Annotated in this window: 15 protein-coding genes; 11 read left to right on the top strand and 4 right to left on the bottom strand. The window is 64.3% G+C overall.

All coding sequences use genetic code 11. From position 1 onward, the window contains the following. Nucleotides 1-5: 5 nt before the first annotated feature. Both ACIPZH_RS12675 and ACIPZH_RS12670 read right to left on the bottom strand, forming a co-directional pair. Nucleotides 6-719, bottom strand: a complete 714-nt coding sequence (locus ACIPZH_RS12675) for an OmpA family protein (RefSeq protein ID WP_400636344.1) — start codon at nt 717-719, stop codon at nt 6-8. 87 nt (nt 720-806) lie between these two features. After that, entirely contained in the window at nt 807-1,499 is a 693-nt protein-coding gene (locus tag ACIPZH_RS12670; protein WP_400636343.1) for an OmpA family protein, read from the bottom strand. A gap of 158 nt (nt 1,500-1,657) precedes the next feature. Between ACIPZH_RS12670 and ACIPZH_RS12665 the strand changes: the two genes are divergently transcribed. From ACIPZH_RS12665 to pdeM, 11 genes are all read left to right on the top strand, one after another. After that, entirely contained in the window at nt 1,658-2,152 is a 495-nt protein-coding gene (locus ACIPZH_RS12665) for a DUF6231 family protein (RefSeq protein ID WP_241804895.1), read from the top strand. A gap of 3 nt (nt 2,153-2,155) precedes the next feature. Further along, the gene (locus ACIPZH_RS12660) at nt 2,156-2,632 is read left to right on the top strand and encodes a YchJ family protein (protein WP_241804894.1); all 477 of its coding nucleotides are present in this window, start codon (nt 2,156-2,158) and stop codon (nt 2,630-2,632) included. Between the two features lie 2 nt (nt 2,633-2,634). Next, entirely contained in the window at nt 2,635-3,111 is a 477-nt protein-coding gene (locus ACIPZH_RS12655) for an LEA type 2 family protein (RefSeq protein WP_400627838.1), read from the top strand. Between the two features lie 7 nt (nt 3,112-3,118). Further along, the gene (locus tag ACIPZH_RS12650) at nt 3,119-3,322 is read left to right on the top strand and encodes an SEC-C metal-binding domain-containing protein (protein ID WP_012313055.1); all 204 of its coding nucleotides are present in this window, start codon (nt 3,119-3,121) and stop codon (nt 3,320-3,322) included. 172 nt (nt 3,323-3,494) lie between these two features. Further along, a complete protein-coding gene (locus ACIPZH_RS12645) occupies nt 3,495-5,936 on the top strand; it encodes a penicillin acylase family protein (protein WP_400636342.1) in 2,442 nt (813 codons plus the stop codon). Nucleotides 5,937-6,042: 106 nt separating this feature from the next. Continuing rightward, a complete protein-coding gene (locus ACIPZH_RS12640; RefSeq protein WP_400627834.1) occupies nt 6,043-6,381 on the top strand; it encodes a hypothetical protein in 339 nt (112 codons plus the stop codon). A gap of 107 nt (nt 6,382-6,488) precedes the next feature. After that, a complete protein-coding gene (locus tag ACIPZH_RS12635; protein WP_400636341.1) occupies nt 6,489-7,505 on the top strand; it encodes a ligase-associated DNA damage response exonuclease in 1,017 nt (338 codons plus the stop codon). Next, nucleotides 7,502-9,163 carry an ATP-dependent DNA ligase gene (locus ACIPZH_RS12630; RefSeq protein ID WP_400636340.1) on the top strand — a complete coding sequence of 554 codons (1,662 nt, stop codon included), beginning with the start codon at nt 7,502-7,504 and terminating at the stop codon, nt 9,161-9,163. The genes ACIPZH_RS12635 and ACIPZH_RS12630 overlap by 4 nt, the downstream gene beginning before the upstream one ends. A 97-nt stretch (nt 9,164-9,260) precedes the next feature. Continuing rightward, complete coding sequence (locus ACIPZH_RS12625; protein WP_400636339.1) at nt 9,261-10,376, top strand: succinylglutamate desuccinylase/aspartoacylase family protein; 1,116 nt, start codon at nt 9,261-9,263, stop codon at nt 10,374-10,376. Nucleotides 10,377-10,444: 68 nt separating this feature from the next. Further along, entirely contained in the window at nt 10,445-12,898 is a 2,454-nt protein-coding gene (locus ACIPZH_RS12620) for a ligase-associated DNA damage response DEXH box helicase (RefSeq protein ID WP_400636338.1), read from the top strand. Beyond that, nucleotides 12,895-13,554, top strand: coding sequence for a ligase-associated DNA damage response endonuclease PdeM (gene pdeM, locus ACIPZH_RS12615; RefSeq protein WP_400636337.1), 660 nt, complete (start codon nt 12,895-12,897; stop codon nt 13,552-13,554). The genes ACIPZH_RS12620 and pdeM overlap by 4 nt, the downstream gene beginning before the upstream one ends. A gap of 13 nt (nt 13,555-13,567) precedes the next feature. Here pdeM and ACIPZH_RS12610 read toward each other — a convergent pair whose 3' ends face one another. Together ACIPZH_RS12610 and dcd are read right to left on the bottom strand one after the other, a co-directional pair. Beyond that, nucleotides 13,568-13,795, bottom strand: a complete 228-nt coding sequence (locus tag ACIPZH_RS12610; RefSeq protein WP_012313047.1) for a hypothetical protein — start codon at nt 13,793-13,795, stop codon at nt 13,568-13,570. Nucleotides 13,796-13,893: 98 nt separating this feature from the next. Then, nucleotides 13,894-14,460: a dCTP deaminase gene (dcd, locus tag ACIPZH_RS12605; RefSeq protein ID WP_145187793.1), complete on the bottom strand. Its 567-nt coding sequence runs from the start codon at nt 14,458-14,460 to the stop codon at nt 13,894-13,896. Nucleotides 14,461-14,730 lie beyond the last annotated feature (270 nt).

Raw genomic sequence — 14,730 nt, 5'->3', positions numbered from 1 at the left:
GCTGCTCAGTTAAGGTGCAGGTCCACCCGCCGGTTGTGCGCACGGCCTTCTTCGGTGTCGTTTTCTGCCACCGGCTCGCTCGCCCCACGCCCCTCACTGGTCACCTTCTGCGGGGCCAGGCCCTGGCTGATCAGGTACTGTGCGACGCTGGCGGCACGCCGCTCGGAGAGGGCCTGGTTGTAACTGTCGGACCCGACATTGTCGGTATGGCCAACCACCTTGATCCGCGATACCCCCAGCTCATTGAGCCTGGGTAACAGGCTTTGCAGCCGTTGCTGGCTGCCCGCCGTCAAATCGGCGGAGTCGAACGCGAACATCACCTGGCCCTGGTCGTCGAGGGAGATCACCTCGGGCTGCGGTTCGGGCACAGGTTGGCTGGGCGGATACTGCGGCAGCGGGCAGCCCATATGGTCGACGGCGGTGCCGGCAGGCGTGTCGGGGCAACGGTCACGGCGATCGAACACGCCATCTTCATCTTCATCCCCATCCTGGGCGTAACAGATCAGGCCGCCGGCGATCACACCCAGTGCGCCACCGCCTGCAGCCCAGCTCGAGCTTTCTATAGCGCCCAGGCCGCCGCCCGCCAGCCCACCGAGCAGGCTGCAGATGGGCCAGGTCCGTTGATTGAGGGGCGCACTGCCGTCACTGTGGGTGGCGCAGCCTGCCAGCAGGCTGGAAACCACCAGCAACGGCAGCGCCGCCTTTGACATGACACTCATGATCAATGCTCCTGTGTCGTTGGCCGCAACCGGCCTACAGGAGTAAAGACGCGCCCGCGCCACTTCTCAAGGCGCAGGCGCACGCCGTCAGCGCTCGATCCTGATCTCGGTGCGACGGTTCATCGAACGCCCATCGGCTGTGGCGTTGTCCGCTACAGGCTGGGTTTCGCCGGCACCGACCACGGACACGAAGCTGGCGCGTGGCACCCCGCTCTCGACCAGGTAATCGGTCACCGAGTGGGCACGGCGCTCGGACAGGTTCTGGTTGTAACTGTCGGAGCCAACGCTGTCGGTATGACCGGTGACGCTCAGTCGAGCGCTCGGTGCTTCCTGCTTGAGGCGCGTGGCAATGGTGTTCAGGCGCTCCTTGTCGGCTGCGGTCAGGCGCGCAGAGTCGAACTCGAAGTGCACGTCACGGATGACGATGACTTCCTCTTTCTGCACCACGACTTCTTCGACCACGGGCGTCGGCTCGGGCGGGCAGCCATTGGCATCGACCTGCACACCACGAGGTGTGCCAGGGCACTTGTCACGGCTGTCCGGCACACCATCGCCATCCTCGTCGCCATCGCCCTTGGCCCAGCAATAGCCAGCTGCCAGGCCGCCGCCCAACAATGCACCCCAGCCAGCCCAGCTGGAGCTTTCGATGGCACCCAGGGCAGCACCGCCCACGCCCCCGACGGCAGCACACTTCGGCCAGTCGGTTTTTTGCAAACCTGCACAACCAGTCAACACACTGGTGAGCAGTACCAGGGGTATCGCTGTGCGTACTATGCTCATTTCGTAGCTTCTCCTAGGGGAATCGGCATAAGGCCGATCCATGGGAGTAAAGACCGCACATCTGATCCCTGCCAGCAATAAGCCACGACACGGTCATACGGCGCTTTGCCCACGGCCGACAGCCCGTTAGTCTTGGAAGACCTGAACGAGGATTGGCAATGACCGACGGTTTTTCCCAACGTACACCCCAGCAAGCCTTGGCGGCCCTGCTGGAGCGCTTCACCCCGCAACGTCTGCTGCTGGTAGGCACGCGCTTTCCTGCCTTGGAGGCCTTTGCCCAGGCACACCCGCAGGTGACGATCGAGACCTGCCAGCCAGGCGCGCTTGCAGCGCCTGTTGCCGCACAGCGCTTCGACCTGGCATTACTGGTGGACTGCCTGGAGCACTTGCCCAAACGCACTGGCCTGGAGTTGTTGGGCGGCATCCGCAACCTCAACGCCAGCCGCGTCGCGGTGCTGGCCGACCTGCGCGCCTGTGGCTGGCAGGAAACCGATTTTTTTGCCCTGGCCCTGTCGGCCAGCGAGAAATTCCGCCGCGACGAGCAGGTCTTGAGCTTGTTCACCTATGATCTACATGACTATAAACAGGTCCCCGACTGGCTCAACGCCAGGTTCTGGGCCAACCCTGAAAACTTCGGCAAGTACTGGTGGTGATGAATGAGTGTCTCGGTTTGCCCCTGTGGCAGCGGTAACCTGCTGGACGCCTGCTGCGGGCACTACCATGCCGGCACCCCGGCGCCGGATGCCCAGGCACTAATGCGCTCGCGCTACAGCGCCTACGTGCTCGGCCTGATCGATTACCTGGTAGCCACCACCTTGCCAGCCCAGCGAAGCGGTCTGGATCGCAGCGCGATAGCGGCCTGGAGCGCACAGAGCACCTGGCTTGGCCTTGAAGTGGAGAACGCCGAGGTGCTCGGTGGCCAGCCCGAACATGCTTTTGTCACGTTCACTGCGCGCTGGCACGATCTGGAGGGTGATCACCAGCACCGCGAGCGCTCCGCCTTCGTGCAGCATGACGGGCGCTGGTACTTCATCGACCCGACCGTAGCGCTCAAGGCTGGCCGCAATGACCCCTGCCCCTGTAACAGCGGTCAGAAATTCAAGAAGTGCTGCGCCGGTTACGTGGGTAACTGAGGGTGATGGCCTTGGCCCGCCTGTTCCTGCTCAGCGCTGCGCTGACGTTGCTGGCAGGTTGCGCGATATGGGGCGACGATGACTGGCGCGACCCGCAGGTGCACCTGGTCAAGGTCGAGACAGTCAAGGCGCGCTTGCTGGAGCAGGAGTTCGTCTTGCACCTGCGTATCGACAACCCCAATGACAGCCGCCTGTTCATCCGCAACCTGGCGTATTCGGTCTGGCTCAACGATCTGATGCTGGTAGAGGATCAGGCCAGTATCTGGCGCAGTGTCGGCGGGCATGCCCGGCGCACCTTCAAGATCACCGCGCGGACCAACCTGTGGCGCCACCTCAAGCCGCTGGCCAAGCTGCTCAAGAGCGAACAACCGCTGCACTACCGCTTGCAAGGCGACCTCGAGACCGGGCTGATCATCCACCGGGACCTGCACTTATCGCGCAGTGGTGAGATAATCCCCAGTGATTTCATACCGGAGTAACCCTGCAATGACCCAACAACCCCATGTTCATGGCCCCGACTGCAACCACGGACACGATCATCACCATGATCACGACCATGGCCATGTGCACGGCCCGCATTGCAATCACGGCCATCAGGAGCCGGTTCGCAATGCTCTGAAAGACGTCGGCCGCAACGATCCATGCCCGTGCGGCAGCGAGAAGAAATTCAAGAAGTGCCACGGGGCCTGATCAAGCGCTAAGCGGCAAGCTTCAAGCTGCTGGAAAAAGCAGGCCCGCACCTGGTGCAGCTTGAAGCTACCGACCGCTGGTAAATAAAGCTTCCCCGCACCTTGCACGGCGCCTGCGCGCTCACTACCTTAGCGCCATTCGACCCCCGCCACGCCTTGCAGGAGCCTTTGTCATGGCCGCCCCCGTCCTTCCGCCCTTCCGCCCACGGTTCGCCGCCGCTGCCACGCTGCTCGGCATGCTCGCGCTTGCCGGTTGCCAGTTGGGCGGCTATCAGGACAGTGTGCCACCGGCCACCGGCGTGCAGCCGCTCAAAGGCCTGGCGCAGAATGTTTCGGTACGCCGTAACGCCATGGGCGCACCGCTGATCGAAAGCAGCAGCTTCCATGACGCCCTGTTCAGCCTCGGCTATGTGCACGCCGGCGACCGTATCGAGCAAATGCTCGCCATGCGCCTGCTGGCCCAGGGCCGCCTGGCGGAACTGGCCGGAAGCGAGGCGCTGGACATCGACCGCCTGATGCGCGCTGCCAACCTCAAGCACAACGCCGCCGAGCTGTACGCCGATGCTTCGCCCCGGCTCAAGCGCTTCTTCGAAGTCTACGCCCGCGGGGTCAATGCCTATCTGTTCCGCTACCGTGACAAATTACCGGCCAACCTCGCCAGCAGCGGCTACCGCCCCGAATACTGGAAGCCCGAGGATTCGGCGCTGGTCTTCAGCCTGTATGCCTTCAGCCAGTCAGTGAACCTGCAAGAAGAACTCAGTGCCCTGACCCTGGCGCAGAAGGTCGGCAGCGATAAGCTGCCCTGGCTGCTGCCTGGCGCGCCAGACGAACCCCTGGCTGACGCTGAAGTGGAAAAGCTGAAGGGGCTGAACCTGAGCAGCCAACTACCGGGCCTGGCTGCGCTCGCAGCCGCCAGCCAGAAGCTCGCCGACCTCGACCTGCTCGGCAGCCCGGGGTCGGCTAACCTGGCCCTGGGCCCGCAACGCAGCCGCAGCGGCAAAAGCCTGTTGGCAAGCGACAGCCGCGCCGCCTGGGCCCTGAGCCCGGTGCAGATCCACACCGGCAAGTACCAGGTTGCAGGCCTGTCGCTGCCGGGCCTGCCCATCGTCCTGGCCGGCTACAACGGCAAGCTGGCCTGGAGCAGCAGCGCGGTAATGGCCGACAACCAGGACCTGTACCTGGAGCGGCTGCGCCATCAGGGCACCCAGGTCAGCTACTTGGCCGACGGCAAGTGGCTGCCCGCACGCGCACGCAGCGAAACCTTCTTCATCCGCGGCCAACGCCCGCTGCGCGAAGTGATGTACGACACCCGTCATGGTACCCTGCTCGCCCAGCCCGGCAGCCCCAGCCTAGGTCTGGCCCTGAACTTGCCGCAGCCCAAGGGTGATCGCAGCCTGGATGCGTTGTTCGACCTGACCCGAGCGCAAACCGTGGAACGCGCGTTCGACAGCACCCGCGAGGTCGCGGCGGTGGCGCTCAACTTCGTGTTCGCCGAACCTGAGCATATTGGCTGGCAGGTCAGCGGCCGCTACCCGAACCGCCGTGAGGGCCAGGGCCTGCTGCCATCCCCGGGATGGGAGGGTCGCTACGACTGGGACGGTTACGCCGACCCGATGCTGCACCCCTACGACCAGGACCCACCGAGCGGCTGGATCGCCCATGCCAACCAGCGCAGCTTGCCGCGCGGCTACGGCATGCAGTTGTCCAACACCTGGTATTACCCCGAACGCGCCGAGCGCCTTGGCGAGCTGGCCGGCAATGGCCGTCACGACAGCCGTAGCCTGATGGCCCTGCAGAACGACCAGCAGACGCTGCTGGCCGACAAGCTCAAGCAGATGTTCGACGCCCCAGGCATGGCCCAACCGCTCAAGCAAGCGATCGACGCCCTGCCTGCCGCCCAGCGCGACAAGGCCCGCGACGCGCTGGCCCGCCTCAAAGCGTTCGATGGTCGCCTGAGCCCGGTCTCAGCGGATGCCGCGCTGTATGAACTGTTCCTCCAGGAAGTGGCGCGCCAGACCTTCCTCGACGACCTCGGTCCGCAATCCAGCACTGCCTGGCAGGCGTTCGTCAGCAATGCGCGCCTGTCCTACTCGGCCCAGGCCGACCACCTGCTTGGCCGCGAAGACAGCCCGTTCTGGGATGATCGCAGCACGGCGCAAAAAGAAGACAAACCGGCCATTTTGGCCCGCAGCCTGGCCGCTGCCGTGGATGCCGGCAATGCCCAGCTGGGTGCCGACCGCCGCGCCTGGCAATGGGGCAAATTGCACCAATACCGTTGGCCTGCCCCTGCGTACCACGGCCTGGGCGATGCGCTGAGCCGTTCGCCCCAGGCGGCCGGCGGTGACTTCAGCACCGTGGCCCTGACGCCCTATGCGTGGGGCAGCGATTTCGACACGCACCTGCCGGCCTCGGCGCGCATGGTCGTCGACTTCGGCCAGGCAGAACCCCTACAGGTACTGACCAGTACTGGGCAATCCGGTAACCCGGCCAGCGCCCATTACAGCGACGGGCTCGATGCCTGGTTCAAGGGCCGGTTCATGAGCCTGCCACTCCAGCCGCAGCATTTTGCCCGGGCCTATGGCAACCAGCGGCTGACCCTGGTACCCGGACGATAGGTCCGGTTTCCATCTGCATCCCTGCCGCCTCGCTGCTTAGCATCCCTTCTTGCCGCGCTCGTTCACACCGCGAGTGCGGTCAACCCATCAAAGAAGGATGTTCAGCATGAGCAAAGAAACCCTGACGATCGAAGTGTCCTGGCCTGCATCGCTGGCCGTACCGGAGGGCAGCACCATTGATCTTCAGCTGTGGGCCGGCAACGAGCAAGCAGGCTACAGCATGATCGACGGCGAGTTCTCGACGCCAGCGACCACGTCGCCAGTTACGCTTGAAATCTCTTACGACAGCCAAGACCTGCAGAGCCAGGACGGCACCACCACTTGGGAATACTTCCATACCTCCCCAAGGCTGGTGCAGGGTGGCTTCATCAAGAACATTGCCCACGCCGAAAAAATCAGCGTGGCGCAGACCAAAGGCGCGGCCTGGAAAATGGCGCTGCGCTGAATAGCCCCGCAGCCAGCCCTGCGCTGCAGGGTTGGCTACCAACACCACCCGAACTTCCACGCCACGCTGATGCTCTGAGCCTGTAAGCCCTTTTGCCAGGCATCACCATGGACCTCGTCATCGCCCGCCCCGAAGGCCTGTACTGCCCGCCCGGTGATTTCTACATCGACCCTTGGCGGCCGGTGGAGCGCGCCATCATCACCCACGGCCATGGCGATCATGCCCGTCGTGGCAATACGCATTACCTGACCGCCGCCCCTGGGGCCGGCATCCTGCGCAGCCGCCTGGGCCAGGATATCGACCTGCAGGCCCTGCCCTACGGCGAGCGTATCCGCCACCACGGCGTCACCCTGAGCTTGCACCCGGCCGGGCACGTGCTGGGCTCGGCACAGGTACGCCTGGAACATGACGGCGAAGTCTGGGTTGCCTCCGGGGACTACAAAGTCGAGCCGGATGCTACCTGTGCGCCGTTCGAGCCGGTGCGCTGCCACACCTTCATCACCGAGTCGACCTTCGGCCTGCCCATCTACCGCTGGCCCAGCCAGGCAGAGGTATTTGCGGGGGTGAATGATTGGTGGCGGGCCAATCGCGACCAAGGCAAGGCCAGCGTGTTGTTCTGCTATGCCTTCGGCAAGGCCCAGCGAATACTGCATGGCCTGGATCCGAGCATCGGGCCGATCCTGGTACATGGCGCAGTAGAGCCATTGAACCAGGTATACCGAGAGGGCGGTGTACACCTGCCACAGACCCTCTATGCCGGTGATGTTCCCCGTAATGACCCGCTCATGCGCCAGGCCATCGTCTTGGCGCCCCCTTCTGCCGCCGGCAGCAGTTGGATGCGTCGCTTCGGTGATTACAGCGACGCCTTCGCCAGTGGCTGGATGCTGCTGCGCGGCACGCGACGCCGGCGCGGCGTAGACCGCGGTTTCGTACTTTCCGACCATGCAGACTGGCCGGGGCTGCTATGGGCCATCGAACAGACAGGGGCCGAGCGCGTCATGGTCACCCATGGTTCGGTCAACGTGCTGGTGCGCTACCTCAGTGAGCGGGGCCTGGACGCGCGAGCGTTCGTTACCGAGTACGGTGAAGAGGATGACACGCCAGCCACGGAAACCGAGGCATGAAGGCCTTTGCCCAGCTGTACCTGCGCCTGGATGCCACGACCTCCAGCAATGCCAAGCTGCAAGCATTGCGCGAGTACTTTGCCGCAGCGCCCGCCGAGGATGCCGCCTGGGCTGTGTATTTTCTTTCCGGTGGCCGGCCACGGCAGTTGGTCCCCACCCGGGTGCTGCGCGAACTGGCAACGGCATTGGCTGGGCTGCCGGGCTGGTTATTCGAAGAAAGCTACCAGGCCGTGGGCGACCTGGCGGAGACCATCTCTTTGTTGCTGCCTGAAAACCAGCAAGGGAGCGACAGCGGGCTGGCCTACTGGGTCGAAGCCCATCTGCTGCCATTGCGTGGGCTGCCCGCCGAAGAGGTCCAACAGCGCCTACCGCCACTGTGGGCACAGTTGGATCGCCCCAGCCTGATGCTGTGCCTGAAGCTGATCACCGGCAGCTTTCGCGTGGGCGTATCCAAGCTGCTGGTCACCCGGGCACTGGCGCAACTGGCCGGGCTGGATGCCAAACGCATAGCGCAGCGCCTGGTCGGCTATACCGACATCAGCCATCGCCCCACAGCCAACAGTTACCACAAGTTGGTCGCCGCTGAATCGGCCGATGAACATAGCCAACGGGGTGGCCAACCTTACCCGTTCTTCCTGGCCCATGCCCTGCAGGCCCCGATCGAACAGTTCGACGCCCTGCTCGGCCCGCCCAGCGCCTGGCAGATCGAATGGAAGTGGAATGGCATCCGCGCCCAAGTGGTCAAGCGCGACGGCCATGTATGGGTATGGTCACGCGGCGAAGAACTGGTCACCGAGCGCTTCCCGGAGCTGCACAGCCTGGCGCAGAACCTTCCCGACGGCGTTGTGCTCGACGGTGAGATCCTGGTCTGGAAGCCTGACGCCAGCGGCGACCAGGCACTGGCCGTGCAACCGTTTGCACTGCTGCAGCAGCGCATTGGCCGCAAGACGCTGGGCAAGAAGCTGCTCGCCGATGCTCCGGTGGTACTGCAAGCCTACGATTTGCTGGAGTGGCAAGGCGAAGACTGGCGAAACCGCCCCCAACATGAGCGCCGCCAGCAATTGCAGCGTCTGGTCGACGCCTACCCCTTGGCCCCGGTACTGCTTTCGCCTCTGCTCGAAGGGGCGGACTGGCACGCGCTTGCCATCCAGCGCGAACGATCGCGCAGCCTGGGCGTCGAGGGCCTGATGCTCAAGCAGCGCGATGCGCTGTACGGGGTGGGCCGGACCAAGGATATAGGGGTGTGGTGGAAGTGGAAGATCGACCCGCTCAGCGTGGATGCCGTGCTGATCTATGCCCAGCGCGGCCACGGCCGACGCGCCAGCCTTTACAGTGACTACACCTTCGCGGTGTGGAACGCGCCACCCGGCGACCCTGAGCGTGCCCTGGTACCTTTTGCCAAGGCCTATTCGGGCCTGAGCGATGAAGAAATGCGCAAGGTCGATGCAATCATTCGCAAGACCACGGTGGAGACCTTCGGGCCGGTGCGCAGCGTCAAGCCAACGCTGGTGTTCGAACTGGGGTTCGAAGGCATCGCCCTGTCTAAACGGCACAAGAGCGGGATAGCCGTGCGTTTTCCGCGCATGCTGCGCTGGCGCCTGGATAAACCTGTAGAGGAGGCCGATGACCTGGCGACCCTGCAAGCGCTGCTGGCCTGAAGAAGCCAACACGGTGAAGCATACTGGCTAAAATTATGCTTCTATCTTTGTGCCGACCCGTGTCGCAGACCGTTTTCGCCACGCAGCCAGGACCACCATGCACCATTCGACACACGACCTGCTCTCGCCCGTACCGGGCATCATTCGCCAACTCCACAGCTTCCACTTCGGCCCCCGCGGTGGCGCCAAGGTGTACATACAGGCCTCGCTGCATGCCGATGAGTTACCCGGCATGCTGGTGGCCTGGCACCTCAAGCGTCGCCTGACCGAACTGGAGCAGCAAGGGCGCCTGCGCCGCGAAATCGTCCTGGTGCCGGTGGCCAACCCGGTAGGCCTGGAGCAAGTGATGCTGGACGCACCACTGGGTCGTTTCGAATTACAGAGCGGCGAGAACTTCAACCGCAACTTCGTCGACCTTTCCGACGCCATCGGCGACCAGGTGGAGGGCCACCTGACCCAGGATGCCGACCACAACCGTACCTTGATTCGCGAGTACCTGCGCCGAGGCCTGGACGCACATCCGGCACACACACCGCTGCAGTCCCAGCGCCTGACCCTGCAGCGGCTGGCCTGCGATGCCGACCTGATTCTGGACCTGCACTGCGACTTCGAGGCGGTAGAGCACCTCTACACCACCCCGGAAGCCTGGCCTCAAGTAGAGCCGCTGGCCCGCTACCTGGGTGCCCAGGCCAGCTTGCTGGCCACCGATTCCGGCGGGCAGTCGTTCGACGAATGCTTCAGCCTGGTCTGGTGGCAGTTGCAGCAACGCTTCGGCAAGCGTTTCCCGATCCCATTGGGTAGCGTGTCGGTAACGGTCGAGTTGCGTGGCCAGGCCGATGTCAGCCATGACTTGGCCAGCCATGACTGCCAGGCGATCCTTGATTACCTGATTCACGCCGAAGTCATCGAAAGCCCTGCAGCGCCCTTGCCCCCCCTGCCCCGCGCCGCGACGCCCCTGGCCGCCGTAGAGCCGATATCGGCTCCGCTCGGTGGGCTGCTGGTGTACCACGCCCGCCCCGGTCAGTACCTTGAGGCAGGGCAACTGGTCGCGGAGGTCATCGACCCGCTCAGCGACCGGGTGACGGCCGTGCGCAACCGCCAGCCTGGCCTGCTGTATGCCCGCAGCGTTCGGCGCATGGCCACGACGGGCATGGTCATCGCCCATGTCGCCGGTGAACAGGTGTGTCGCAGCGGTTACCTGCTGGCCAACTGACCCGGTAAAACCAAACCACCGGGCCGATGGTCAGTAGAAGCACAACCTTCGAAGGACCCGACGGCCCGATGCCAAGCCCTCCTGACATTGCCAATGCCTGGTTTCGCATGCGCAGCTGGACGCCCTTCGCCTTCCAGCGGCAAACCTGGGCGGCGGTCGAGCGTGGCGAGTCGGGGCTGCTGCATGCCAGTACCGGCGCCGGCAAGACCTACGCCCTGTGGCTGGCCGCACTGCGCGCCTTCGCCAAGCAGGGCGCAGGGCGGCAGCCGGCGCCATTGCAGGTCTTGTGGATTACCCCCATGCGCGCGCTGGCGGCCGATACCGCACGCGCCTTGCAAGCGCCGCTGGACGACCTTGGCCTGAACTGGAGTGTCGGCGTGCGCAGCGGCGACACCGGCAGCGCCGAGCGCGCCCGCCAGGCCCGGCGCCTGCCGAGTACATTGATCACCACCCCCGAGAGCCTGACCCTGCTATTGACGCGGGCCAAAGCCTGCGATGATTTCGCCAACCTGCGCATGGTCGTGGTGGATGAATGGCACGAACTGCTCGGCAACAAGCGCGGCGTACAGCTGCAATTGGCCCTCGCCCGTTTGCGTCGCTGGCAACCGCAACTGGTGACCTGGGGGCTGTCTGCCACCTTGGGCAACCTGCCGCATGCACTCGAGGTGCTGGTGCCCAACGGCGGCCGGCTGATAAAGGGCCGCCAGGACAAGCGCCTGGTAGTCGACACACTCCTGCCCGAGGCCATCGAACGCTTTCCCTGGGCAGGGCACATGGGGCTGAAGATGCTCGCTCAGGTCGCCCGGGAGCTCGACACCAGCGCCAGCAGCCTGGTATTCACCAACACCCGTGCCCAAGCCGAGCTGTGGTACCAGGCCCTGCTTGACGCCCGCCCCGACTGGGCTGGGCAAATTGCCCTGCACCACGCCTCGCTGGCCCGCGCAACCCGCGACTGGGTGGAACTGAGCCTCAAGCAGGGCACGCTCAAGGCCGTGATCTGCACCTCCAGCCTGGACCTGGGTGTGGACTTCTTGCCCGTGGAACGGGTGTTGCAAATTGGCTCGGCCAAGGGCGTCGCCCGCCTGATGCAACGGGCTGGGCGCTCCGGGCACGCGCCGGGGCGCCAGTCACGGGTCACCCTGGTGCCGACGCACAGCCTGGAGCTGGTCGAGGCCGCAGCCGCACGCAGTGCAATTGCGGCAGGCCATATCGAGGCCCGACGCTCCCCGCGGCTGTGCATGGATGTGCTGGTTCAGCACTTGGTCAGCATGGCGCTGGGCTGCGGCTTTCGCCCCGCTGAGCTACTCACCGAGGTACGCAGCACCTGGGCCTTCGGCGATTTACGCGACAGCCAGTGGCAGTGGGCATTGGATTTTGTCTGCCACGGCGGCAGCTCGCTCGGCGCCTACCCCGATTACCAGCGCGTCGAGGCCCACAGCGATGGTATCTGGCGTGTCGTCAGTGAGCGGCTGGCGCGGCGACACCGCATGGGCATCGGCACCATCGTCAGCGACGCCAGCCTGCAGCTCAAGTATTGGAGCAAAGGCGGCGGTGGCAAGCATCTGGGAAGTGTCGAGGAAGCCTTCATCGCCCGCCTGCGCCCGGGCGATACCCTGGTGTTCGCCGGGCGGATACTCGAGCTTGTCAGGGTGGAAAACATGACCGCCTATGTACGCCGCAGCACTGCCCGCAAAGCCGCCGTAGCGCGCTGGAATGGCGGGCGCATGCCGCTGTCCAGCGAGCTGGCCGATGCCCTGGTGGAAAAACTCGACGCCGCAGCCCACGGCCATTTCGACGACCCTGAAATGCGCACGGTGCGGCCCTTGCTCGCACTCCAAGGGCAATGGTCGGCCTTGCCCACCACGCAAACGCTGCTGGCCGAAACCCTTGCCACACGCCAAGGCTGGCACCTGTTCGTCTACCCGTTCGCCGGCCGCATGGCCAACCTTGGCCTGGCCAACCTGATTGCCTGGCGGGTCAGCCGCAACCAGCCGCTTTCGGTATCCATTGCCGTCAGCGACTACGGCTTCGAACTGCTTAGCCCAGCCCCTGTGGACTGGGCGAGCCACCTGCCCGCAGCGCTGTCCACAGAGCACCTGCTGGACGATGTACTGGCCAGCCTGAACGCTAGTGAAATGGCCTTGCGGCGCTTTCGCGAAATCGCCCAGATCTCCGGGCTGGTGTTCGGCGGGTACCCTGGCGCGCAGAAAAGCACCCGGCAGATCCAGGCTTCCAGCGGGCTGTTCTACGAGGTATTTCGCAAACATGATGCCGATAACCTGCTGCTTGGCCAGGCGCGCGATGAGGTACTGCGTGAGGAACTGGAGATCGAACGCTTGCAAGATCAATTGGCGAAAATGAGCAAGCTGCGCCTGGATGTGCGTGAGCTTCGACGGCCCGGGCCCTTGGCTTTCACGCTACTGGTCGAAGGTATGCGTGAGACCCTGAGCACAGAAAAGCTGGCCGATCGCATTGCGCGCATGGTGGCGGACCTCGAAAAAGCCGCAGGCACGAAAGCATGAGCAAGCACCTGACCATCGAGCATTGCGGGCAAACGCTGTGGCTGATGCCAGACCGCGCGCTCTATTGGCCGGCACGCCGCGCATTGCTGGTCGCGGACGTGCATATCGGCAAAGCCGCCAGCTACCGCGCGCTGCATCAACCCGTGCCGCGCGGCACCACCGAAACCACACTCAAGCGCCTGGACGCGCTGCTGGCAGCCTGTGACTGCGAGCAGTTGATCATTCTTGGCGACTTCTTGCATGCCCGAACTGCCCAGGCGCCTGCCACCATGGCGCAGATGAAGGCTTGGCGAGAACAGCACAGTGGTTTGCGCATCGTGCTGGTACGCGGTAACCACGACCGCCATGCCGGTGATCCTCCAGCCGACCTGAATATCGAGGTAGCAGAAGAACCTTGGCTGCTGGCACCGTTCGCGCTTCAGCACGAACCGGTCGCCCACCCCGAACACCCCGTGCTGTGCGGCCATGTGCACCCGGTATTCGTCCTGCGCGGCCGCGCTCGCCAGCGGCTCAGGCTGCCCTGCTTCCTGATGGACCAGCAGGTCAGCCTGTTACCGGCGTTCGGCGAGTTCACCGGGGGATGGAATGTCGAACCCAGGCAAGAGAGCCGTATCTATCTTGCGGGCACAGACCAGGTCTGGGCCCTGCAACGGTGATGTCATCGAGGGTTCATGCCACCGGCGCAGGCGGAGGTTCGTCGGGCAGGGTTGGCTCACCCGGCTCCATCGGCGGGGTGTCGCCAGGTTGAGCCGGTTGCGGGGTATCCGGGTCGGGCTGACCTGGTACTCCGCCCAGATGCATGGGAGCCGGGTGGGCCAGCAGGGACCACGCCAGCAAGCCGATCTGGTTGGGCTGCAGGACAGCCAGCTTCGCACTGATTGCGGGATCGAGTTTCATGGGCAACTCCTGACAAGGGCCGCCACGCTTCATGCATGGCGGCACTGTTCACTAGCTTGGAGTGCCCGAGCGAAAACTAATTCCCCGCGCTCGTCGGCTCAGGTGCGTGGCAGGGTGACGCCGCGCTGGCCCTGGTACTTGCCACCACGGTCTTTGTACGACACTTCGCATTCTTCATCGGATTCGAGGAAGAGCATCTGCGCCACGCCTTCGTTGGCGTAGATCTTGGCCGGCAAGGTGGTGGTGTTGGAGAACTCCAGCGTCACGTGGCCTTCCCACTCTGGCTCGAGCGGGGTGACGTTGACGATGATGCCGCAGCGGGCGTAGGTGCTCTTGCCCAGACAGATGGTCAGGACATTGCGCGGAATGCGGAAGTATTCGACGGTGCGGGCCAGGGCAAAGGAGTTCGGCGGGATGATGCAGACATCGCTCTTGATGTCGACGAAGCTGCCGGCGTCGAAGTTTTTCGGGTCGACGGTGGCCGAGTTGATGTTGGTGAACACCTTGAATTCATCGGCGCAGCGCACGTCGTAACCGTAGCTGGAGACGCCGAACGAGATCACCCGGCTGTCGTGCTCGCCGCGCACCTGGCGCTCGACGAACGGCTCGATCATGCCGTGTTCCTGCGCCATGCGGCGAATCCACTTGTCCGATTTGATGCTCATGGCGGGGGTGTCCTGAGAGTTGCGAGGTGAAAAAACGAGAAGCGCATATTACCGGTCCCGGCGCTCAGGTTAAAGTTCCATACCGTATCCCGCGCCAGACGGGGCTTGCGGCCGCCGCCGATCCGAATTTCATCAAAGGCTGTTTTGGAGATTGGCAGGTCGTGGAAAGTGGGTTAAGGTGACGCCACTGTGCTGCACGTGACACCGAGAATCTCTAGTTTGATGCACGATCCTGATCGCACCATCGCTGAATTTTCTGCTCTCTTTGCA

Source organism: Pseudomonas sp. NPDC089758, assembly GCF_044748705.1.
Taxonomy (GTDB): Bacteria; Pseudomonadota; Gammaproteobacteria; order Pseudomonadales; family Pseudomonadaceae; genus Aquipseudomonas; species Aquipseudomonas putida_X.
Note: the sequence above shows the minus strand (reverse complement) of the source record. Positions and strands in the feature narration are given on the sequence as shown.